General features: G+C 67.3%; 21 protein-coding genes. 14 read left to right on the top strand and 7 right to left on the bottom strand.

Annotated elements, in window-relative coordinates; genetic code table 11:
* Positions 1 to 98: 98 nt before the first annotated feature.
* A complete protein-coding gene (dksA, locus tag ABIC66_RS08370) occupies positions 99 to 527 on the top strand; it encodes an RNA polymerase-binding protein DksA (protein WP_354069407.1) in 429 nt (142 codons plus the stop codon).
* 123 nt (positions 528 to 650) lie between these two features.
* On the opposite strand, the gene ABIC66_RS08365 is transcribed toward dksA, so the two are convergent.
* Positions 651 to 833: a DUF5808 domain-containing protein gene (locus tag ABIC66_RS08365; protein WP_354069309.1), complete on the bottom strand. Its 183-nt coding sequence runs from the start codon at positions 831 to 833 to the stop codon at positions 651 to 653.
* Between the two features lie 88 nt (positions 834 to 921).
* Positions 922 to 1,938: a sensor histidine kinase gene (locus ABIC66_RS08360; protein WP_354069307.1), complete on the bottom strand. Its 1,017-nt coding sequence runs from the start codon at positions 1,936 to 1,938 to the stop codon at positions 922 to 924.
* 136 nt (positions 1,939 to 2,074) lie between these two features.
* On the opposite strand from ABIC66_RS08360, the gene ABIC66_RS08355 reads away from it, so the two are divergent.
* A complete protein-coding gene (locus ABIC66_RS08355) occupies positions 2,075 to 2,506 on the top strand; it encodes a thioredoxin domain-containing protein (protein WP_354069305.1) in 432 nt (143 codons plus the stop codon).
* A 112-nt stretch (positions 2,507 to 2,618) separates the two neighbouring features.
* On the opposite strand, the gene ABIC66_RS08350 is transcribed toward ABIC66_RS08355, so the two are convergent.
* Entirely contained in the window at positions 2,619 to 3,503 is an 885-nt protein-coding gene (locus ABIC66_RS08350; protein WP_354069303.1) for a LysR family transcriptional regulator, read from the bottom strand.
* Positions 3,504 to 3,612: 109 nt separating this feature from the next.
* Here ABIC66_RS08350 and speB point away from each other — a divergent pair, with 109 nt between their 5' ends.
* Positions 3,613 to 4,419 (top strand): agmatinase, encoded by an 807-nt coding sequence (speB, locus tag ABIC66_RS08345; protein WP_354069301.1) that lies wholly within the window; start codon positions 3,613 to 3,615, stop codon positions 4,417 to 4,419.
* Between the two features lie 107 nt (positions 4,420 to 4,526).
* Here the strand turns inward: speB and ABIC66_RS08340 are convergent, their stop codons facing one another.
* The 3 genes from ABIC66_RS08340 to ABIC66_RS08330 form a co-directional block, all read right to left on the bottom strand.
* Complete coding sequence (locus tag ABIC66_RS08340) at positions 4,527 to 4,658, bottom strand: hypothetical protein (protein WP_354069299.1); 132 nt, start codon at positions 4,656 to 4,658, stop codon at positions 4,527 to 4,529.
* A 2-nt stretch (positions 4,659 to 4,660) separates the two neighbouring features.
* Complete coding sequence (locus ABIC66_RS08335) at positions 4,661 to 5,020, bottom strand: DUF6481 family protein (RefSeq protein ID WP_354069297.1); 360 nt, start codon at positions 5,018 to 5,020, stop codon at positions 4,661 to 4,663.
* 84 nt (positions 5,021 to 5,104) lie between these two features.
* Positions 5,105 to 5,317 (bottom strand): cold-shock protein, encoded by a 213-nt coding sequence (locus tag ABIC66_RS08330; RefSeq protein ID WP_354069295.1) that lies wholly within the window; start codon positions 5,315 to 5,317, stop codon positions 5,105 to 5,107.
* Positions 5,318 to 5,581: 264 nt separating this feature from the next.
* Between ABIC66_RS08330 and ABIC66_RS08325 the strand changes: the two genes are divergently transcribed.
* The 4 genes from ABIC66_RS08325 to ABIC66_RS08310 all read left to right on the top strand — a co-directional run bounded on the left by ABIC66_RS08325 (position 5,582) and on the right by ABIC66_RS08310 (position 9,151).
* Positions 5,582 to 5,851 carry a hypothetical protein gene (locus ABIC66_RS08325; protein WP_354069293.1) on the top strand — a complete coding sequence of 90 codons (270 nt, stop codon included), beginning with the start codon at positions 5,582 to 5,584 and terminating at the stop codon, positions 5,849 to 5,851.
* A 98-nt stretch (positions 5,852 to 5,949) separates the two neighbouring features.
* Positions 5,950 to 7,122: a putative lipid II flippase FtsW gene (gene ftsW, locus ABIC66_RS08320; protein ID WP_354069291.1), complete on the top strand. Its 1,173-nt coding sequence runs from the start codon at positions 5,950 to 5,952 to the stop codon at positions 7,120 to 7,122.
* Position 7,123: 1 nt separating this feature from the next.
* Complete coding sequence (gene murG / locus ABIC66_RS08315) at positions 7,124 to 8,209, top strand: undecaprenyldiphospho-muramoylpentapeptide beta-N-acetylglucosaminyltransferase (protein ID WP_354069289.1); 1,086 nt, start codon at positions 7,124 to 7,126, stop codon at positions 8,207 to 8,209.
* 603 nt (positions 8,210 to 8,812) lie between these two features.
* A complete protein-coding gene (locus tag ABIC66_RS08310) occupies positions 8,813 to 9,151 on the top strand; it encodes a hypothetical protein (protein WP_354069287.1) in 339 nt (112 codons plus the stop codon).
* Positions 9,152 to 9,229: 78 nt separating this feature from the next.
* On the opposite strand, the gene ABIC66_RS08305 is transcribed toward ABIC66_RS08310, so the two are convergent.
* Positions 9,230 to 9,739, bottom strand: a complete 510-nt coding sequence (locus ABIC66_RS08305; protein ID WP_354069285.1) for a hypothetical protein — start codon at positions 9,737 to 9,739, stop codon at positions 9,230 to 9,232.
* Here ABIC66_RS08305 and murC point away from each other — a divergent pair.
* The 7 genes from murC (at position 9,738) to ftsZ (ending at position 18,889) form a co-directional block, all read left to right on the top strand.
* Positions 9,738 to 11,156: a UDP-N-acetylmuramate--L-alanine ligase gene (murC, locus tag ABIC66_RS08300; RefSeq protein ID WP_354069283.1), complete on the top strand. Its 1,419-nt coding sequence runs from the start codon at positions 9,738 to 9,740 to the stop codon at positions 11,154 to 11,156. The two genes, ABIC66_RS08305 and murC, sit on opposite strands and share 2 nt — an antisense overlap.
* An 11-nt stretch (positions 11,157 to 11,167) precedes the next feature.
* On the top strand, positions 11,168 to 12,070 hold the full coding sequence (gene murB, locus ABIC66_RS08295; RefSeq protein WP_354069281.1) for a UDP-N-acetylmuramate dehydrogenase: 903 nt from the start codon (positions 11,168 to 11,170) through the stop codon (positions 12,068 to 12,070).
* Between the two features lie 82 nt (positions 12,071 to 12,152).
* Positions 12,153 to 13,556, top strand: a complete 1,404-nt coding sequence (locus ABIC66_RS08290; protein ID WP_354069279.1) for a M28 family peptidase — start codon at positions 12,153 to 12,155, stop codon at positions 13,554 to 13,556.
* Between the two features lie 225 nt (positions 13,557 to 13,781).
* Positions 13,782 to 14,738 (top strand): D-alanine--D-alanine ligase, encoded by a 957-nt coding sequence (locus ABIC66_RS08280; protein ID WP_354069277.1) that lies wholly within the window; start codon positions 13,782 to 13,784, stop codon positions 14,736 to 14,738.
* Positions 14,707 to 15,615: a cell division protein FtsQ gene (ftsQ, locus tag ABIC66_RS08275; protein WP_354069275.1), complete on the top strand. Its 909-nt coding sequence runs from the start codon at positions 14,707 to 14,709 to the stop codon at positions 15,613 to 15,615. The genes ABIC66_RS08280 and ftsQ overlap by 32 nt, the downstream gene beginning before the upstream one ends.
* 31 nt (positions 15,616 to 15,646) lie before the next feature.
* Complete coding sequence (gene ftsA / locus ABIC66_RS08270) at positions 15,647 to 16,972, top strand: cell division protein FtsA (RefSeq protein WP_354069405.1); 1,326 nt, start codon at positions 15,647 to 15,649, stop codon at positions 16,970 to 16,972.
* Positions 16,973 to 17,347: 375 nt separating this feature from the next.
* Positions 17,348 to 18,889, top strand: a complete 1,542-nt coding sequence (gene ftsZ / locus ABIC66_RS08265) for a cell division protein FtsZ (RefSeq protein WP_354069273.1) — start codon at positions 17,348 to 17,350, stop codon at positions 18,887 to 18,889.
* Positions 18,890 to 18,898 lie beyond the last annotated feature (9 nt).

Here is an 18,898-nt window from a genome sequence, read left to right as displayed (position 1 = left end):
TGAACGCGCCACTCACGCGAGGTTCATTGAACGCGGCTCACCTTTTGCTATAAGCACGCAGCCTTCGAGGGCTGAGTTCATTGGGGCGTGAGGCGTTGATGCAGACGGCCACTGTTCTAGCAGAGAAATCGGACTACCGTCCTTCCGAGGACGAGCCTTTTATGAATGATCGGCAGCTTGAGTATTTCAAGAACAAGCTGCTGGCCTGGAAAGAAGAGATCCTCCGCGAATCTCGCGAGACGGTTTCCCATCTCCAGAAAGAAACCGAGAACCACGCCGATCTCGCCGATCGCGCGTCCTCGGAAACCGACCGGGCTCTCGAGCTCCGCACGCGCGACCGCCAACGGAAGCTGATCTCCAAGATCGACCAGGCCCTGCGCCGCGTCGAAGACGGCTCTTACGGCTATTGCGAAGAGACGGGCGAGCCGATCGGCCTGGCCCGGCTGGACGCCCGCCCCACGGCGACGCTCAGCCTGGAAGCCCAGGAACGCCACGAGCGCCGCGAACGCGTCCACCGCGACGACTAAGCGCTTCTTACGGCGACTGATGTGTTTCCGAGCGGCCTTGGGGGAGACCCCGGGGCCGCTTTTGTTTGGGCGCGCGGTTCTGAGGTCGGCTTTCGACCCGTTGTCGGCCTAAGCGGATACCGCTTAAGCAAACGCCTTCGCCAGTATCGCCGCGACGATCGAGCCACCGAGTACGAGCCCGACGATGGGCGCGCGGGGGTGCGCCACATTGATCGTCCACCCCATCACGGGAATACGTTTGGGAACGAGAAGCCGAGGGTCGTCAGGCCCATGGTAAAAGCCGAAACCGTCGTACCAACCGTTCATCTCGACATCTCCGAACCGCCGGATTTTGCCAGACCAAACGTCCGCTAGCCACCCAAACCCGCCACTCAGAACGGCCGTCGAAACGCCCTCACCCCAGCGGCATGAACGCGTCGATCTTGTCCAGCGCCGACAGCGGCGAGCGGATCGAGCAGCGCAGGCCTTCGGCGCGGTATTCCACCGCGACCGCGCCGCCCAGCTCGTTGGGCAGGGCCATTTCGACGATCCGCGAGCCGAAGCCGCGGCGCTCGGGTTGACGCACGGGCGGGCCGCCGCGCTCGGCCCATTCGATATAGAGCTCACCGCCGTCTTCGATCGACCAGCGGATGTCGACGTGGCCGGCGGGCGCGGAGAGGGCGCCATATTTCAGGGCGTTGATCGCCAGCTCGTGGAAGGCCAGGGCCATGACCACGGCCGGCTTGGGCGAGACCTTCAGATCCTCGCCGGTGATGGTCAACTGGCCGGGATTGGAGCGGTAGGGGGTCACCGAGCCGTCGACGATCTGGCGAAGGCTGGCCGCCGACCAGTTCTGGTCGGTCAGCACGTTGTGAGTCGCGGCGATGGCCATCAACCGGCCCTCCAGCGCGTCGCGCACCGAGGGCTCGACCCCGGCGTTGCGCAGCGACTGCTTGGCGATCGACTGCACGGTGGCCAGGGTGTTCTTGACCCGATGGTTCAGCTCGTTGACCAGCAGCTGGCGGTGCGCCTCGGCGGTCCGTTCGCCCGTGACATCGCGCGAGGTGGCCAGGACCCGGGTGACCTGGCCGTTCTCCAGGATCGGCGAGACGGTGGTGTCCCACCAGCGCGGATGGCCCTTGGCCGTGGGGCAGAAGGCGCGAAAGGCGACGGCGTTCCCGGCCTGGGCGGCCCGCAGCGCCTGCTCGACGGTGTCGCGGCTCTCGGGCGGCCACATATCGGGCCAATAGCGCCGCCGGTTGCGCCCGTCGAAATCCTCGATCTCGAACAGCGACTTGCCCTGGGCGTTCATATACTCGATGACGCCGTCGGCGCTGATGACGCGAATACAGTCCTGGCTGGCCTCGACGACACTGAGGAAATAGACCCCGGCGCCCTCTAGAACGGTCTTGTCAGATCCCTCGTCGGCCACCACTTGCCCCTGTCACCATGGCCATGATCACCGGCTGGCGAACGAATTCAAGCTGCGCCATTCGTCTTTCGCGGGAACATGCTTAAGGCGAGGCGTGTTCGCGATGAACGGTGAAGCGGCGAAGGAGGCTCGATCCATGTCCCAGGTCGTGTGCGTGGCGTGCGGCGCCGGCAATCGCCTGCCGCAGGATCGCGACCCGTTGTCGGCCAAGTGCGGGCGTTGCAAGGCGGCCCTGTTCACCGGCGCGCCGACGGCGGTGACCGGCGCGGACCTCGATCGCCATCGCCGCCTGACCCGAGGCGTCGCTCTGCTGCTGGACGTCTGGGCGCCGTGGTGCGGGCCGTGCCGGACCATGGCGCCGAGCTTCGAGGCCGCCGCCCGCCAGCTGGAACCGGCCGCGCGGTTGTTGAAACTGGATTCCGAGGCCGAGGGCGCGGCGGCTGGCGCGTTGAACGTCAGCAGCATCCCCACCCTGATCCTGTTCAAGGATGGCGCGTCGATCGCGCGACAGGCCGGGGCGATGAGCACCGCCCAGATTGTCGACTGGACCGGGCGGGCCCTGGGTTAGGGCGGATCGACATTCATCGACGTCGAGAGGCTCTTCGTCTTCCAAGCCCGCTCATCCCCGCTTTCGCGAGGATGAGCGAATTTTTGATAGCCAATCCCGATGTCGATCCGCCCTAGGCCGTCAGCGCCGCGATCAGCGCCTTCACCCGCGCCGTGTTCGCCAGGGTGGAGCGGGTCACGGCCTGGATACGCCGGGTCAGGGTCAAGTCCGCGACGGGCCGGCCGACGACGCCCTCCGCGCCCGAGAACGCGAGGGCCATCTCCGGCGCGAAGCCGACGCCCAGGCCCGCCGCTACCATCCGCAGCATCAGATCATAGTCGTCGATCGTGTGGACGATGCGTGGGGAAAAGCCGGCCAGGGCGCAGGCGCGCTCGGCCAGACGATGGTCGTCCGATTGTCGCGAGCCGACGATCCAGTCGGCGTCCGCCAGGTCGCGCAGGTTGACCGGCCCTTCGCCCGCCCGATCGATGGGCACGGCCAGCAAGACAGGCTCTTCCAGGATCGGAAAGGCCGACAGCCCTGCGGCGTCGCCACGCGGCGTCAGGCTGTAGGCGAAGTCGATCACCAGATCGCGGCGGCCCTCGCGCACGGCCTCCAGGGAGTCGATCGGCTCTTCCTCGCGGATCGTCACGCGCAGGCCAGGCCAGCGGGCGCGCAAATCCAGCATGGCAGGCAGCAGCCGGGCCTTGGCGAAGCTGGGGAAGGTCGCGACCTCCAGATCGCCGTCGGGGACGTCGCGGCCGGCGCGGAGATCGAGCTCCGCGGCTTCGACGGCCTGCATGATGGTCTCGGCATGGGCGGCCAGGCGCCGGCCCTCGGCGGTCAGGCGTACGCGGCGACCGATACGCTCCAGCAACGGGGCGCGGGCCTCGCGCTCAAGGATCGCCAGTTGCTGCGACACGGCCGAGGAGGTCTGACCCAGGGTGTCGGCCACGGCGGTCATGGTCCCGAGGCGAGCTAGGTCGCGCAGCAGGCGCAGGCGGGCGAGGTCGAGCATGGCGCGGCACATCTCGTAGAAAATCTTACATTTACCCTTAGCTCATCGAAGTGGAGCTAACAAAGCGTCAGCCGTAAACGCGGGCCTCCACGTTTCTTCGAGGCTCCGAATGACCACCATCTCCCTGCTGGGCGCACCCCACGACGACTATTCCTCCCACCTGAAGGGCGCGGCCGCCGCGCCGGGGCCGATCCGCGAGGCGCTGTGGTCGGAGGCCTATGGTTTGGTCAGTGAAACGCGCGTCGACCTCGGCCAGCCTGGTCGATTGGTCGATCATGGCGACGTGATCTTTGGCGAGGGCATCGATCCCTGGGACGCCATCGAGGCGCGTGTCGGCGAAGTGCTACAGGCTGGCCATCCGCTGATCTGCCTGGGGGGCGACCACGCGGTCAGCCATCCGATCCTGCGGGCCGTCCGCCGGCGCCATCCGCGCCTGACCATCGTGCACATAGACGCTCACAGCGATCTCTACGACGTCTACCAGGGCAATCCGCGCTCGCACGCCTGCCCGTTCGCGCGGATCATGGAGGAGGGGCTGGCCGATCGGTTGATCCAGATCGGCATCCGCTGCGTGAACCCGCACCACGACGCCCAGATCGCCCGGTTCGGCGTCGAGGTGGTCGAGGCCTACCTGTGGCGGCGCAGCCTGCCGCTGAGGCTCGATGGCCCGGTCTATATTTCGCTGGATCTGGACGCCCTGGACCCGGCCTTCGCGCCGGGTGTCTCGCACCCGGAGCCGGGCGGTCTGTCGACGCGGCAGGTGATCGACATCATCCAGGCCATCGACCAGCCGATCGTCGGCGCGGACATCGTCGAATACAATCCCAGTCGCGACGTGAACGGCCTGACGGCCGGGGTCGTCGCCAAGCTGCTGAAGGAGGTCGCCGGGATGATGGTCCGGACGAACGCGTCCTAGAGCCTGTCCATTTCTGATGGAAACACCGGAACGGATAAACAGGCTCTATCTCAAACCTTTAGGGCGTGGCGGGCGCCGAAACCGCTCACACGTTCGGCTGCCACGCTCTAGGTGTTGTCGTCCGACGGTTGATCGTCGACGGGCGCGGGGCGTTTGGCGGCGGCCTTTTCAGCGGCCTTGGCCGCCTTCTGGCGCTCGCGTTCCTTGCGCTCGAAATCGTAGTTGGGTTTGCGGGCCATCCTTAGGAGCGCGCCTTGCGGGCGGCGTAGCGGGCGTCCCGCTTGGCCTTGGCTTCGGCGTTCGAGAGCGCCTTGCGCTCCTTGCGTTCGCCGCGCTTGGCCGTCAGGGCGTCGGCGGCGAGGGCGGCCTCGGCGTCGACGATCGCCTGGGCGCTATCGGCGGCGGCTTGCCGAGCGGCGGCCTTGGCGAGGGATCGGTCTGTCCGCACCTGAGTCAATTCGGCGGCGCGCATCGCGGCGCGTTCGGCGAATTGCGGATCGACGCGGGTCGCTTGCGGCTTGAACTTGGCCAACAGGGCCGCCTTGGCGTCCGCGGCCGTCTTCTGGCGCTGCGTGTGGCCGATGTCTTGAGATGGATTCATGGTCGCTTTCGTTTCCGGTCGCGCGAGGCGATCGGCGAAAAGGGGGAGACCGGCCCGGACGATCCGTCCGAGCCGGATCGATCCTTAGGCGGCGGCGGTCAGCTGGCCGGCCGACATCTTGCCGCTGCGCTGATCGCGCTCGAGCTCGAAGTTGACCTTCTGGCCTTCGTCCAGCGAGCCGAGGCCCGAGCGTTCGACGGCCGAGATGTGCACGAAGACGTCAGCGCCGCCGTCGTTGGGTTGAATGAAGCCAAAGCCCTTGGTGGAGTTGAACCACTTCACGGTGCCGGTAGCCATGGATGTATTCCTTGCATGATAGGAGACGCGCAGCCCGAGACGAGCCGCGTGATCAAATTTTCGGAGAGGATTTGGAGAGGCTCGGGGCTCGATCCGAAGAGCAAGCATGGAGAGCGGCCGAACCAGTTCGATATTCGATGAAATATACCATGCGCCGTCCCGCGACAAACGGCAAGCGGTTTTCGAATATTATTCTACATCGGCCGATATTATCCTGTAGCAATAAGGCATGACGTCCAGTTTTACGCCGTTTATCTGATGCCCATGGCCAAGATTCAGAAGATTCCACGGACCGGAAATGGCGCGCTGACCGTGGCGCGCGAGCAGGAAGCGGTGCTCTTCTCGCTGCTGGTCACCAATGGGCCCGCCGGGCGCAAGGCGGGCAAGGGCAGCCTCACCGGCGAGCCCGAGGTCCTGCGGCAGGCGTTCCGAGCCGGCGACTGTCGTCTGACCTTGGACGACGGCGTGGCGCTGAACATCGCCGTGGTCGCCCATACCGACGGCGGCGACACGGCCTATTTCGAGCTGCGCTAGGGGGCGATCGCGGGTCTGACCGCGCTTTTCGACGCATGTCCACGGGCTTATAATGGCCCAGCAAGCTTTGATTAACCCTGCGGTCCGACTCTCCGGCCATGGCTTCCAACGCGACACACGCCTTTGCCCGCACCGACCGCACCGCGCTCGGCATCTGGTGGTGGACGACCGATCGCTGGCTGCTGGGCGCGACCGCCCTGCTGGTGACCCTGGGGATGCTGCTGTCGTTCGCCTCCAGCCCGGCGGCGGCCCAGCGGATCGGCATCGACGACCAGTTCCACTTCGCTTTGCGCCAGTGCGTGTTCGCCAGCGGCGCGGCGGTGATCCTGCTGACGACCTCGATGCTGTCGCCCAAGGGGATCCGGCGGGCGGCGTTCTTCATCTATCTGGCGGCGATCGCCATCATGATCGCCCTGCCGTTCATCGGCCACAACGCCAAGGGCGCCACCCGCTGGCTGCAGTTCGGCGGCTTCACCCTGCAGCCGTCCGAGTTCATGAAGCCAGCCCTGATCGTGCTGGTCTCTTGGATGTTCTCCGAAGGCCAAAAGGGTGAAGGTGTGCCGGGCGTATCGATCGCCTTCCTGCTCTATTTCATCGCCGTGGCCCTGCTGCTGATCCAGCCCGACGTCGGCCAGACCGTGCTGATCACCATCGCTTTCGGGGCCGCCTTCTGGATGGCCGGGGTGCCGATCTCGTGGATCATGGGCCTGGGCGCGGTCGCCCTGGCCGGCCTGGGCTCGACCTATTTCCTGTTCGATCACGTGCACGCCCGCGTGCAGAAGTTCCTCAGCCCCGACCAGGCCGACACCCATCAGATCACCCGCGCCGCCGAGGCCATCCGGGCCGGCGGCCTGTTCGGGCGAGGCCCGGGCGAGGGGGTCATGAAGCGCCACGTGCCCGACCTGCACACCGACTTCATCTATTCGGTGGCGGCCGAGGAATACGGCCTGATTTTCTCGTGGGCCCTGATCGGCCTGTTCGCCTTCGTGGTGGTGCGCGGCCTCTACAAGGCGATGAAGCTGAACGACTCGTTCGAGCAGGTCGCGGCGGCCGGTCTGTTCGTCCTCCTGGGCCAGCAGGCCATCATTAACATCGCGGTGAACTTGAACATGATCCCGACCAAGGGCATGACGCTTCCGTTCATCAGTTACGGGGGCTCTTCCATGCTCGCGATGGGTTTGACGCTGGGCATGGCCCTGGCCTTGGTGCGCAAGCGCCCCGGCGCCTACGGGGCGAGCGGCGAGTTCGGCCTCGACGGCGCTTTCGCCTGACATGAGCAAGCTGGCCGTCGTCGCCGCCGGAGGAACCGGCGGCCACATGTTCCCCGCCCAGGCCCTGGCCGAGGTCTTGGCCGCGCGCGGCTGGCGCGTCGTGCTGGCCACGGACGACCGCGGCGCGCTCTACGCCGACAAGTTCCCCGCCGAGGAGCGGCTGGCCCTGTCGGCCGCCACCGCCAAGGCCAACGACCCTCTGGGCATGGTCAAGGCCGGCTTCGTCGTCATGCAGGGCGTGATGGAAGCCCGCGCGGCCTTCAAGCGTCTGGACCCGGCCGTGGTCGTCGGCTTTGGCGGCTATCCCGCCCTGCCGGCCCTGCTGGGCGCGCTGAGCCAGAAACGCCCGACGGTGATCCACGAGCAGAACGCGGTCCTGGGCCGCGTGAACCGCTTCCTGGCCCCGCGCGTCGATGAAGTCGCCTGCGCCTTCCCGACCCTGCGGATGGCCAAGCCCGCTGTGCAGGCCAGGGCGCATGTGGTCGGCAACCCCGTGCGTCCGCCGGTGCGCGCGCTCTACGACGTGCCCTACATCGCGCCGGAAGTGCAGCTGCGCATCCTGGTCACCGGCGGCAGCCAGGGCGCGCGCCTGCTGTCCGAACTGATCCCCGAGGCGATCGCCAAGCTGCCCGAGGAACTGCGCTCGCGCCTCAAGGTCTTCCAGCAAGCCCGCGCCGAAAGCATGGAAGGCGCGCGCAAGATCTATCGCAACGCCATGGTCGACTGCGAGGTCGCCCCGTTCTTCCGCGACATGGCCGGCTATCTGCGCCAGTCGCACCTGGTCATCGGCCGCTCGGGCGCCTCGACCTGCACCGAGCTGGCCGTGGCCGGCCGGCCCTCGATCCTGGTGCCGCTGAAGATCGCCGCCGACGACCACCAGCGCTTCAACGCCAAGCTCCTTGAAGAGGCGGGCGGCGCGGCCGTGTGCCTCGAGGACGAGCTGACGGTCGACGCCATGGCCGGCGCGCTCAACGCGCTGCTGAAGGACCCCGAGCGCCTGGGCCGGATGGCGGCGGGCGCGCGGAGCGTGGCCAAGCCGAACGCGGCTGAGGAGCTGGCGGACCTGGTGGAGAAGACGGCGCGGTAGGATGTGCGTTGCTGTTTTGTTCTTGTCGAGCTAAGGTTCTATAACCTGGGAAAGTCGAAGCAAAACGGGAATTGACCGCCGCCCTATCCCCGTTGTGCGGGCTACGTCGGCGAGGCCGAAGGCGCGGCGGTTGTTCACGCCTGCTGGTCAGGCGGCCCGCCGCCTAGTGAGCCATCCGAAACCGCGCTCGGCGCTCGTGCCATTGGGCTGCCGGCGGTGGGCGCTGGGATTGCACTGAGCCGTGCGTTCGGCGAGTTCGATCAACAGACAACCGGTCGGGACAAGACGCCGTTCCTGAAACTACCGGCAGGAAAGTTGGACCTTCGCGTCACCTCGGACGCCCGCCCAAAGGCCTCAGGAAACTGGCGTGGGCGCGCATACTCTCCGAGGGAACGTGGACGCATTGATGACGAATGCGGCGACCTGGAGCGCGAAGATCAGATCAAGTGCGCCACCTATGCAGCGATGTACGCCCGGGCGAAAGCTGATCGCAAGCGCATAGCCCGCATTTGCTACTCAACGGCGGCAGAACGGTGGTCCGAATGTAAGAAGAACGGTGGAGTGGCTGGCGTTAATACGCCCTTGTTTACAGGAGCTCGCTAGATGGACGGTGAGTACGTCTACTTCTCCGAACATCTTGTTCGTTATGAAGACCAGGATGGCGAGGAGCAAGAATTCGCCATCACGTTCGAATTCGGCTCTGACCATGAAGTCGAGGCCGACGGCGACGTGATCCTCGCCATGCGAACAGGCCGTGCACGGTTCGAATTCCTTGGCGACTCCTTTTCAGTTAGGGCTCTTGGTGAGAATGAGGTCCAACTCGTCTATCGCCTGATGAAGATTTGCGGCAGCCAACTGCTGTGGGTTTCGGAAAACGGACCCTTCGAGCTCTATCAATACCAACCTGGTGACGCGAAGGACGCGCTGGACTTCTTCAAGTGAAGGGAAGGGCGGTCGCTTCCGCCCCTCTGCATCCAGCCGGCGAATGAAACGGCGGCGTGGGATGAATGGTGCGAGTCTTCAAGGCTCTGCGCCCGTCTCGATCAGCGGCCGCCCGATCTTCACTGCCTCTTCGACGCTCTCCACCACCGCGACCTTCGCGAACGGCTTCCATCCATCACACACCACCTTGGCCACCGCCTCGTCCGCGCCGCCAGCCGGCAACGGCGCGAAGGGGCGCTGGTCGCCGGTCACCGGTCCCTCGCGGCCGCCGGCCCGGATGCCGCCGAACCCCGCATGGGCGATCGTGCGGGCGTCGCAGTCGATGACCTCGTGACGCCAGCCGCCCCAGAATTCTTCGGCCCCGGCCTTGAAGCCGCCCTCGGTGACCTGGAGGACGCGGAGCTTGGCGGTGCGGCCGGTCCACTGAACGCTTCCCAGGTCGACGAACACGGCGAAGCGGCCGACATCGGCCAGGCGCAGCTCAAGCGGGGCCGGAAGCGGGGCTCGGGCTAGGGCGGGCGTCGTCCACAAACTCAGCGCCAGGAGGGCGTTTCGCGGCGCGCGCAAATGGTCTAATCGGCTTTTCATGATCCAGCGTCGACGCCCCGTCCCCTTCGAACTCGGCCCCGTGCACTTCATCGGCATCGGCGGCATAGGCATGTCCGGCATCGCCGAGATCATGCTGCGTATCGGCTACACCGTTCAGGGCAGCGACGCCAAGGCCAGCGCCAACACCGAGCGGCTGGAAAAGCTGGGCGCGCGCATCTTCATCGGCCACGAGGCCAGCCACGTCGAGGGCGCCTCGGCCATCGTCTATTCCACGGCCGTCAAGGCCGACAACCCCGAGATGGTCGCCGGCCGCGACAAGCGCTTGCCCCTGGTGCGCAGGGCCGAGATGCTGGCCGAGCTGATGCGACTGCAGTTCTCGGTCGCCGTCGGCGGCACGCACGGCAAGACCACCACCACCTCGATGGTCGCGGCCCTGTTGGACGCCGGCGCCCTGGACCCGACCGTGGTCAATGGCGGCATCATCAACGCCTACGGCACCAACGCCAAGGTCGGCGAGGGCGACTGGATCGTCGTCGAGGCCGACGAGAGCGACGGCTCGTTCCTGAAACTGAAGTCGACCGTGGCCATCGTCACCAACATCGACGCCGAGCACCTGGACCACTGGGGCGACTTCGACGCGGTGAAGAAGGGCTTCCAGGATTTCATCGAGAACATTCCGTTCTACGGTTTCGCGGCGGTCTGCACCGATCACCCCGAAGTCCAGGCCCTGACCTCGCGGATCGAAAACCGTCGCCTGGTGACCTACGGGACAAACCCGCAGGCCGAGGTGCGGGTCTCGAACATCGAGATGGGTCCCGAGGGCGCGACCTTCGATATCGTGGTGTCGCCGCGCGACGGCCAGGTCGTCCGCTATGACGGCCTGAAGATGCCGATGGCCGGCCACCACAACGTGCTGAACGCCACCGCCGCCGTGGCCGTGGCCCGCGAGCTCGGCGTCGACGCGGAGTCGATCCGCAAGGGCCTGGCCGGCTTCGGCGGGGTCAAGCGCCGCTTCACCACCACGGGCGTGGCAAACGGCATCCGCGTCGTCGACGACTATGGCCACCACCCGGTCGAGATCGCCGCCGTGCTGAAGGCCGCCCGCGCCGTGACGCAGGGCAAGGTGATCGCCGTGGTCCAGCCGCACCGCTTCACCCGCCTGCGCGACCTGATGACCGAGTTCAGCAGCTGCTTCAACGACGCCGACACGGTGATCGTCGCCGACGTTTACACGGCCGGCGAGCAGCCGATCGAGGGCGTCGACCGCGACCACCTGGTCGACGGCCTCAAGAAGTTCGGCCACCGCCGCGCCCTGCCGCTGGAGAGCCCCGCGGCCCTGCCGGCCCTGGTCGCGGCCGAGGCGACCAGCGGCGACCTCGTTGTCCTGCTGGGCGCGGGCGACATCACCTCGTGGTCCTACGCCCTGCCAGGTCAGCTGGAAGCGCTTTCCAAGTGAAGGATGGCGAAGTGAGCTGGAAAAACGACCTTCCCGCCGTCCGGGGCAAGCTGCTGCTTGACGAGGCCCTGGCGCCGTTCACCTGGTTCCGGGTCGGCGGTCCGGCCGACGTGGTGTTCCTGCCGGCCGACGAGCAAGACCTGTCCGACTTCCTGAAGGCCCTGGACCCGACGGTTCCAGTGCAAGCGATCGGCGTCGGCTCGAACCTGCTGGTTCGCGATGGCGGCGTGGAGGGCGTGATCATCCGTCTGGGCAAGGGCTTCAACGGCGTCGAAGCCCTGGGCGACAACCGCATCAAGGCCGGCTCGGCCGTGCCGGACGCCATCCTGGCCCGCAAGGCCGCCGAGGCCGGCATCGCGGGGCTGGAGTTCTATGCCGGCATCCCCGGCACGGTCGGCGGCGCGGTGATCATGAATGCCGGCTGCTACGGCTCCGAGACGGTCAACGTCATCAAGTCGGCCCGGGTGATGAACCGCGCCGGCCAGGTGTCCGAGATCTCTGGAGAGAGCTTCGGCTACACCTACCGCCACAGCGCCCTGATGGGCGCCGATCTGATCGTGCTGGACGCGATCTACGAAGGGACGGCCGACCAACCCGAGGCGATCAAGGCCCGGATGGCCGAAATCACCAGCCGACGCGAGACCACCCAGCCGATCCGCGAGAAGACCGGCGGCTCGACATTCAAAAACCCGCCGGGCCACTCGTCGTGGAAGCTGGTCGACGAGGCCGGTTGGCGGGGAAAACTGTTTGGCGGCGCGATGTTCTCGCCGCTGCACAGCAATTTCCTGATCAACACCGGCGAGGCCACCGCCGCCGACCTGGAAGGCCTGGGCGAGGCGGTCCGCGCCGACGTCCTGGCCAAGACCGGCGTGCAGCTGGACTGGGAGATCAAGCGGATCGGGCGCCTCGCCTAGGGCGCCTGCCATGGTCCTGCTCATTGCTGACTCCCCCTGGCGCGAACCGGTGCTATGACTCCCGCGCCATTGGGGAGAATCCTTGCTCATGTACCGTCGTCTGTTGGCCGCCTCCGCCACCCTCGCTTTGATTTCGGGCGTTGCTCATGCCCAGGACACCAAGACCGCCGAGGGCCTGCGCGACAAGGCGCTGCTGGATCGCACCGCCTGGGAGATCACCGAGGATCTCACCACCAGCATCGGCCCGCGCATCGTCGGCTCGCCGGCCATGGAGCGCGCCAAGGGCTGGGGCGAGGCCAAGCTGAAGGCCCTCGGCTTCACCAACATCAAGGTCGAGCAGTTCGCCAAGTCGTCGTGGACGCGCGGCGAGGAGAGCGCCTGGCTGGTCGGCCCGTATCCGCTGAAGCTGAACATCGTCGGCCTGGGCCGCACCCTGCCGACCCCGGCCGAAGGCATCGAGGCCGACGTCGCGCTGTTTCGCACCTATGCCGAGATGATGGCCGCGCCGGAAGGCTCGCTGAAGGGCAAGATCGCCGTCATCACCCAGCCGATGGTCCGCGCCCAGGACGGCTACGGCTATGGCGTCGCCGGCGTCTCGCGCCGCGCCGGTCCGGCGGAAGCCGCCAAGCGCGGGGCCGTGGCCCTGCTGATCCGCTCGGTCTCGACCTCGGACTCGACCGTGCCGCACACCGGCGTCACCGGCTTTGGCCCCGACGTCGTCACCATCCCGGCCGCCGCCATGGGCGTGCCGGAAGCCGAGCAGCTTGAGCGGCTGGCCAAGAAGGGCCCGCTGCGCATCAAGCTGAAGCTGGCCTCGACCACCGACGCCAATGACGTCGCCTGGAACATCTCGGGCGAGATCAAGGGCTCGGAGAAGCCGGACGAGGTGATCGTTATCGGCGGCCACCTGGACAGCTGGGATGTCGGCACAGGCGCCCTCGACGACGCCACCGGCGTCGCCATCACCACGGCCGCGGCCAAGCTGATCGGCGAGCTGCCCAAGCACCCCAAGCGCTCCATCCGCGTGGTGATGTTCGGCTCGGAAGAGAGCGGCGGCTCGTCGGAAGCCTATGTCGAGGCGCACAAGGCCGAACTGCCCAAGATCGTCCTGGCCGGCGAGAGCGACACCGGCGCCGACCGCATCTATTCGCTGAAGCTGCCGGCCGGCGCCCAGAAGCACCCCATCGCCACCACGGCCGGCAACCTGCTGGCTCCGTTGAAGATCTTCGTGAACCGCGACCCGTCGGCCCACGGCGGTTCGGACATCGAGGGCCTGGAAGCCGCCGGCGTGCCGTCGATCGAGCTGGAGCAGGACGCCTCGCGCTACTTCGACTACCACCACACCATGGACGACACCCTGAACAAGGTGCGTCCGGACGAGCTGGCGCAGAACGTCGCCGCCTGGGCCAGCTTCATCTATCTGGTGGCCGACAGCGACATCGACTTCCGCGCGATGAAGCCGGCGAGCGCGCCCGCGGCGCACTAAGCGCTCGGAGCGCCCCCTCCGTCACGCGGCTTCGCCGCGCGCCACCTCCCCCGTTTCACGGGTGAGGAGAAACGGCCCATCCTCCCTCGTGAAACGGGGGAGGTGGATCGGCGCGAATACGCGACGAGACGGAGGGGGCGCTACAGCGTCTTCCTGTTGGCAGGCGCGCCGAGGCTGACTAGGAGTGGCAGACCATCCAGTCCCCTCCGAAGAGTCACCGCCTCCATGACCCAACCCCTGTCCGGCCGCCACATCGCCGTGCTGCTCGGCGGCCCTTCGTCGGAGCGCGAGGTCAGCCTGGTTTCGGGCCGCGAATGCGCCGATGCGCTGGAGCGGCTGGGGGCGAAGGTCACGCGGATCGACCCCGGCGCGGACATCGCCCAGGCGCTGACCGCGGCCAAGCCGGAGCTCGTCTTCAACGCCCTGCACGGCGAATGGGGCGAGGACGGTTGCGTCCAGGGCGTGCTGGAGACGCTGAAACTACCCTATACCCACTCGGGCGTGCTCGCCTCCGCCCTGGCCATGGACAAGGCCAAGGCCAAGGCCGTGCTGGCGGCCGCCGGCGTGATCGTGCCGGGCGGCGGTCTCTACAACCGACACGATGTCGCGCGCGACCATGTGTTGCAGCCGCCCTATGTCGTGAAGCCCAACGCCGAAGGATCCTCGGTCGGGGTGTTCATCGTCAAGGAAGGCGCCAACCGCCCGCCGGAAGAATTGGCCTCGCCCGCCTGGACTTTCGGCGAGGAGGTGATGGTCGAGCCCTATATCCGCGGGCTGGAATTGGCCGTGGCGGTGATGGGTGAGCCAAAAGGTCCCAGGGCGCTGGCGGTGACGGATATCCGTGCATCCACAGGTTTCTATGACTACGAGGCCAAGTACTCCGAAGGCGGTTCGATCCACGTCCTGCCGGCTCCAATCCCTGATGGCGTAAGGGATCGCGCGATGCGGATGGCCGAATTGGCCCACTCGGCTCTTGGTTGCCAAGGGGTGACCCGGTCCGACCTCCGTTATGACGACATTAACGACATTCTGGTCCTTCTAGAGGTCAACACGCAGCCCGGCATGACACCGACTTCGCTCGTTCCCGAGCAAGCCGACCACGTCGGGATCCCGTTTGACCAGTTAGTTTTGTGGATCGTGGAGGACGCTTATGCCCGCTGTAGTGCGGGGGGGACCGCCTAAGCCTAGGCGACCCCGGGCCGAAGCGCCCGCAAGTCCGAGCAAAGGCAAGCCGGCGCCCAGGGGGGCGCAGCCGGCCGCCAAGCTGCACGCCGCCAAGGGCGTGGGCCTCTCGCCCACGGTGGCCTTGACGGTGGCCGGCGCGGCCCTGGGCCTTGGGCTTGTGGTGATGTTGGCGACGGGACACCGCGCCGAACGGATCGGCGCGTCCATGGTCCATGGCGTCGACAACGGCTTCGCTTCGGCGGGCTTCAAGCTGAAGACCGTCCATATCCGCGGCGCGTCCTCGACGGCCCAGGCCGATATCCTGAAGGCCTCGGGTCTGTACCTGGACCAGCCGACGCTGGGCATGGACCTCGCCGATGTGCGCCAACGGGTGCAGGGCGTGGGCTGGGTCAAGGACGCCAAGGTGGTGCGCATGCTGCCCGACACCGTGCTGATCGCGGTGGAAGAGCGGCCGGCGCTGGCGGTCTGGCAGAACCAGGGCCGCATGAAGGTGATCGACGGCGAAGGCCGGGTGATCAGCGAGGCCGACCCGGCCCGCTTCCCCCAGCTGCCGCTGGTGGTGGGGCAGGGCGCGGACCAGGCGGCCAGCCTGATCCTGCCGGCCGTGGCCTCGCGACCGCGTCTGCGCGACCGTCTGGAAGCGCTGGTGCGGGTGGATGACCGTCGTTGGGATCTTCGACTGAAGGACGGCTCGCTGATCCAGCTGCCGGCCATTGACGAAGAATCCGCGCTGATTCAATTGGATCAGCTCGACCAACGACAGCGAATCCTCGACATGGGTTTCGCGCGGATCGATCTGCGCGACCCCGAAATGGTGGCTGTGAGACCTCGCGACGCGGCGCTGCCTGGGCAGCCAGCCGCGGGCGGGGCGTAGACGACTGAAGAGTGCTGAGGTGACGATAGCGATGTCGCGATTGGAGGAACGGAAGCAGGCACGTGAGGGCCTGAAGGCCACGCTCGTGCGCCAGCCCGCCATCGCGGCCGTCGACCTGGGCGCGTCCAAGGTCACCTGCTTCATCATGAAGGCCGACGGCGTCCACCGCGACAACCGCACCCTGACGACGGCCGGCGTCGGCTATGTCCAGTCGCGCGGCGTCCGCGGCGGCGCGATCGTCAATCTGGACGAGGCCGCGCAAGCGATCGCCCAGGCCGTGGAGCGGGCCGAGACCGTGGCCGGCGTCAACGTCCAGGGCGTCAGCGTCTGCACCGCCGGTGGCCAGCTGGCCAGCAACCGCGTCCACACCCAGGTTTCGCTCGGCGCCCGCCCGATCGGCGACGGCGACCTGTCGCGCGCCATCGCCTCGGCTCTGGCCCAGGTCCGTCTTCCCGGCCGCAAGCCGATCCACCTGCTGCCGATCGCCTGGTCGGTCGACGGCCAGCGCGGCATCCGCGATCCGCGCGCCATGTTCGGCCGCTCGCTGGGCCTGGAGCTACTGGTGGTCTCGGTCAACGAGAACATCTTCCACACCCTGGCCCACTGCGTCGAACGCGCCCACCTCAGCTTCGAGGGCGTGGTCGCCGCGCCGTTCGCCTCGGCCCTTGCGGCCCTGGAAGAGGACGAAATGGACCTGGGCGCGGTCTGCATCGACATGGGCGGCGGTTCGACCTCGGTGGCCGTGTTCAACAACGGCGCCCTGTGCCACGTCGACAGCCTGTCGGTCGGCGGCGGTCACGTCACTCAAGACATCGCGCGCGGCCTGCAGACCTCGGTGGTCGGCGCCGAGCGCATCAAGACCCTGCACGGTTCGGCGATCGCCTCGGCCAACGAGGACCGCGAGATGATCGAGGCCCCGCCGCGCGGCGACGATCCGGGCGCCGGTCCGGTCATCGCGCCCCGCTCGCTGCTCAAGGGCATCATCCAACCCCGCGTCGAGGAAACCTTGGAGCTGCTGCGCGAGCGCCTGAAGGCCTCGGGCGCGCCGGTCGAGCCGGGCGCGGGCATCGTCCTGACCGGCGGCGCCAGCCAGCTGGCCGGCGTGCGCGAAGTCGCCGTCCGCGTGTTCGATCGCCCGGTGCGTCTGGGGCGTCCGCGCCGGGTGCCGCACCTGGCCGACGCCGCCTCGGGTCCCGCCTTCTGCGCCGCCGCCGGCACGCTGCACCGCACGGCCTTCGGTCCGCGCGAGGCGGTCTCGTCCAAGGCGCTGGCCGGCGGCCCGGTCCGTAAGCGTCCGCTCGATCCCAACGCCAGCCCGATGGCCAAGGCGGCCGCGTGGCTGCGTGACAACCTCTAGCTTGAGCAGTCAGCCAAGCTTCGAAGTTTTAAGCGTGATTAACTCTACAGTTTAACCTTATTGGCCCGGTCGAGCTTCTCGGCCGGGCCTTTTGCTGCTGGCCCGCGCCCACATCGGGCAGATTCTACATTCAGCGTCGTTCGGTCGCACGCGCCTGTGGATTCCCGGGGAACCCTTGGTTCGCCTGGAGATTCTGTTGATAGACCACAATTTATCCCACGGCCGCGCTCGACCCGACCACGACTCAGATTATGCAGTTAACTGCCGATTAACGATGGTGGTTGTTCTGTTAACACGATCGTCGAGGCAAACCTGGGCGATGGGTGTCGCCGAGGTCTAGTTCGACGATTTCGGCGTTAAGGACGCGAGGGTCCCATGGCTATTTCTCTTTCCGCGCCGCGTACGACTGAACTGAAGCCGCGTATCGTGGTGTTCGGTGTCGGTGGCGCTGGCGGCAACGCTGTGAACAACATGATCGAGGCGGGCCTCGAGGGTGTCGAGTTCGTGGTGGCCAATACGGACGCACAGCAGCTTCAGTTCGCCAAGACGGACCGCCGCATACAGCTTGGCGTACAGGTCACGCAGGGCCTGGGCGCCGGCGCGCACCCGGAAGTCGGCATGAGCGCCGCTGAAGAGTCGTTCCCGGAGATCGGTGAGCACCTCGACGGCGCGCACATGGTGTTCATCACTGCCGGCATGGGCGGCGGCACCGGCACCGGCGCGGCCCCGATCATCGCCAAGTGCGCTCGCGAGCGCGGCATCCTGACCGTCGGCGTCGTGACCAAGCCCTTCCACTTCGAAGGTCGTCACCGCATGCGCCTGGCCGACAGCGGCATCCAGGAGCTGCAGCGCTACGTCGACACCCTGATCGTCATTCCGAACCAGAACCTGTTCCGCGTCGCCAACGAGCGCACGACCTTCGCCGAAGCGTTCGGCATGGCCGACCAGGTGCTGCACTCGGGCGTTCGCTCGATCACCGACCTGATGGTCCTGCCGGGCCTGATCAACCTCGACTTCGCCGACGTCCGCACGGTCATGACCGAGATGGGCAAGGCGATGATGGGCACCGGCGAAGGCGCTGGCGAAGACCGCGCGCTGATGGCCGCCCAGAACGCCATCGCCAACCCGCTGCTGGACGAAGTCTCGCTGAAGGGCGCCAAGGCCGTTCTGGTCAACGTGACCGGCGGCATGGACATGACCCTGCTGGAAGTCGACGAGGCGGCCAACGCCATCTCGGACCAGGTCGATCCGGAAGCCAACATCATCTTCGGCGCGGCCTTCGACCCGTCGCTGGAAGGCGTGATCCGCGTGTCGGTGGTCGCCACCGGCATGGACGGCGCCTCGATCGCCCAGATCGAGCCGAAGCCGGTCACCCGCAACACCACGACCCAGCCGCTGATCGCCGACACCGCGCGCGCGCCGGCTCCGCAGCCGGAACCGGCTCGCCCCACCGCCCGCTACGAAGCCGCCCGCCCGGCCGAGCGCCCATCGTCGGCCTTCGGGATGCAGCCGGAAGCGACGCCGGCTCCCGAGCCCGAAATCGTCATGGCCGCCCCGCAGCCGGAGCCGGAAGCCGAGCTCTACTACGACGAGCCGGTTGCTGAAGAGCCCCGCATCACCCAGCCGGCCCCCCGGCAGGTGACCCGCATCGTCGACCCGATGGTCGATGACGGCGCTTCGGACGAGCCGCTGTTCCCCGAGAACAACTATTACGAAGAGCGTCGTCCCCAGAAGCAGGGTGGGTTCTTCTCGATGTTCGGAGGCGGTCGCCAGCGCTACGAGCAGCCCTCGGCTCCGCAGCCGCAGGCCCGTTCGACCCAGAGCGCCCGTCCGCAGCTGACCCCGATCGAGACGCCGCAGGCCGACGACGGCGAAGACCTCGAGATCCCGTCCTTCCTGCGCCGCCTGGCCAACTGAAAGACGGAC

The sequence above is a fragment of the Caulobacter sp. 1776 genome, from assembly GCF_040545685.1.
GTDB lineage: Bacteria > Pseudomonadota > Alphaproteobacteria > Caulobacterales > Caulobacteraceae > Caulobacter.
The sequence above is the reverse complement of the archived record's forward strand: the minus strand, read 5'-3'. Positions and strand labels throughout refer to the sequence as shown.

Bases quoted from the DNA above. Each gene is read 5' to 3' on its own strand.
- dksA (WP_354069407.1), top strand. From the start codon at position 99: ATGCAGACGGCCACTGTTCTAGCAGAGAAATCGGACTACCGTCCTTCC.
- ABIC66_RS08330 (WP_354069295.1), bottom strand. From the start codon at position 5,317: ATGGCTACCGGCACCGTGAAGTGGTTCAACTCCACCAAGGGCTTTGGC.
- ftsW (WP_354069291.1), top strand. From the start codon at position 5,950: ATGGCTTCCAACGCGACACACGCCTTTGCCCGCACCGACCGCACCGCG.
- ABIC66_RS08325 (WP_354069293.1), top strand. From the start codon at position 5,582: ATGGCCAAGATTCAGAAGATTCCACGGACCGGAAATGGCGCGCTGACC.
- ftsZ (WP_354069273.1), top strand. From the start codon at position 17,348: ATGGCTATTTCTCTTTCCGCGCCGCGTACGACTGAACTGAAGCCGCGT.
- ABIC66_RS08305 (WP_354069285.1), bottom strand. From the start codon at position 9,739: ATGAAAAGCCGATTAGACCATTTGCGCGCGCCGCGAAACGCCCTCCTG.
- ftsQ (WP_354069275.1), top strand. From the start codon at position 14,707: ATGCCCGCTGTAGTGCGGGGGGGACCGCCTAAGCCTAGGCGACCCCGG.
- speB (WP_354069301.1), top strand. From the start codon at position 3,613: ATGACCACCATCTCCCTGCTGGGCGCACCCCACGACGACTATTCCTCC.
- ftsA (WP_354069405.1), top strand. From the start codon at position 15,647: ATGTCGCGATTGGAGGAACGGAAGCAGGCACGTGAGGGCCTGAAGGCC.
- ABIC66_RS08350 (WP_354069303.1), bottom strand. From the start codon at position 3,503: ATGCTCGACCTCGCCCGCCTGCGCCTGCTGCGCGACCTAGCTCGCCTC.
- ABIC66_RS08355 (WP_354069305.1), top strand. From the start codon at position 2,075: ATGTCCCAGGTCGTGTGCGTGGCGTGCGGCGCCGGCAATCGCCTGCCG.
- murG (WP_354069289.1), top strand. From the start codon at position 7,124: ATGAGCAAGCTGGCCGTCGTCGCCGCCGGAGGAACCGGCGGCCACATG.
- ABIC66_RS08365 (WP_354069309.1), bottom strand. From the start codon at position 833: ATGAACGGTTGGTACGACGGTTTCGGCTTTTACCATGGGCCTGACGAC.
- ABIC66_RS08335 (WP_354069297.1), bottom strand. From the start codon at position 5,020: ATGAATCCATCTCAAGACATCGGCCACACGCAGCGCCAGAAGACGGCC.
- ABIC66_RS08340 (WP_354069299.1), bottom strand. From the start codon at position 4,658: ATGGCCCGCAAACCCAACTACGATTTCGAGCGCAAGGAACGCGAGCGC.
- murC (WP_354069283.1), top strand. From the start codon at position 9,738: ATGATCCAGCGTCGACGCCCCGTCCCCTTCGAACTCGGCCCCGTGCAC.
- ABIC66_RS08310 (WP_354069287.1), top strand. From the start codon at position 8,813: ATGGACGGTGAGTACGTCTACTTCTCCGAACATCTTGTTCGTTATGAA.
- ABIC66_RS08280 (WP_354069277.1), top strand. From the start codon at position 13,782: ATGACCCAACCCCTGTCCGGCCGCCACATCGCCGTGCTGCTCGGCGGC.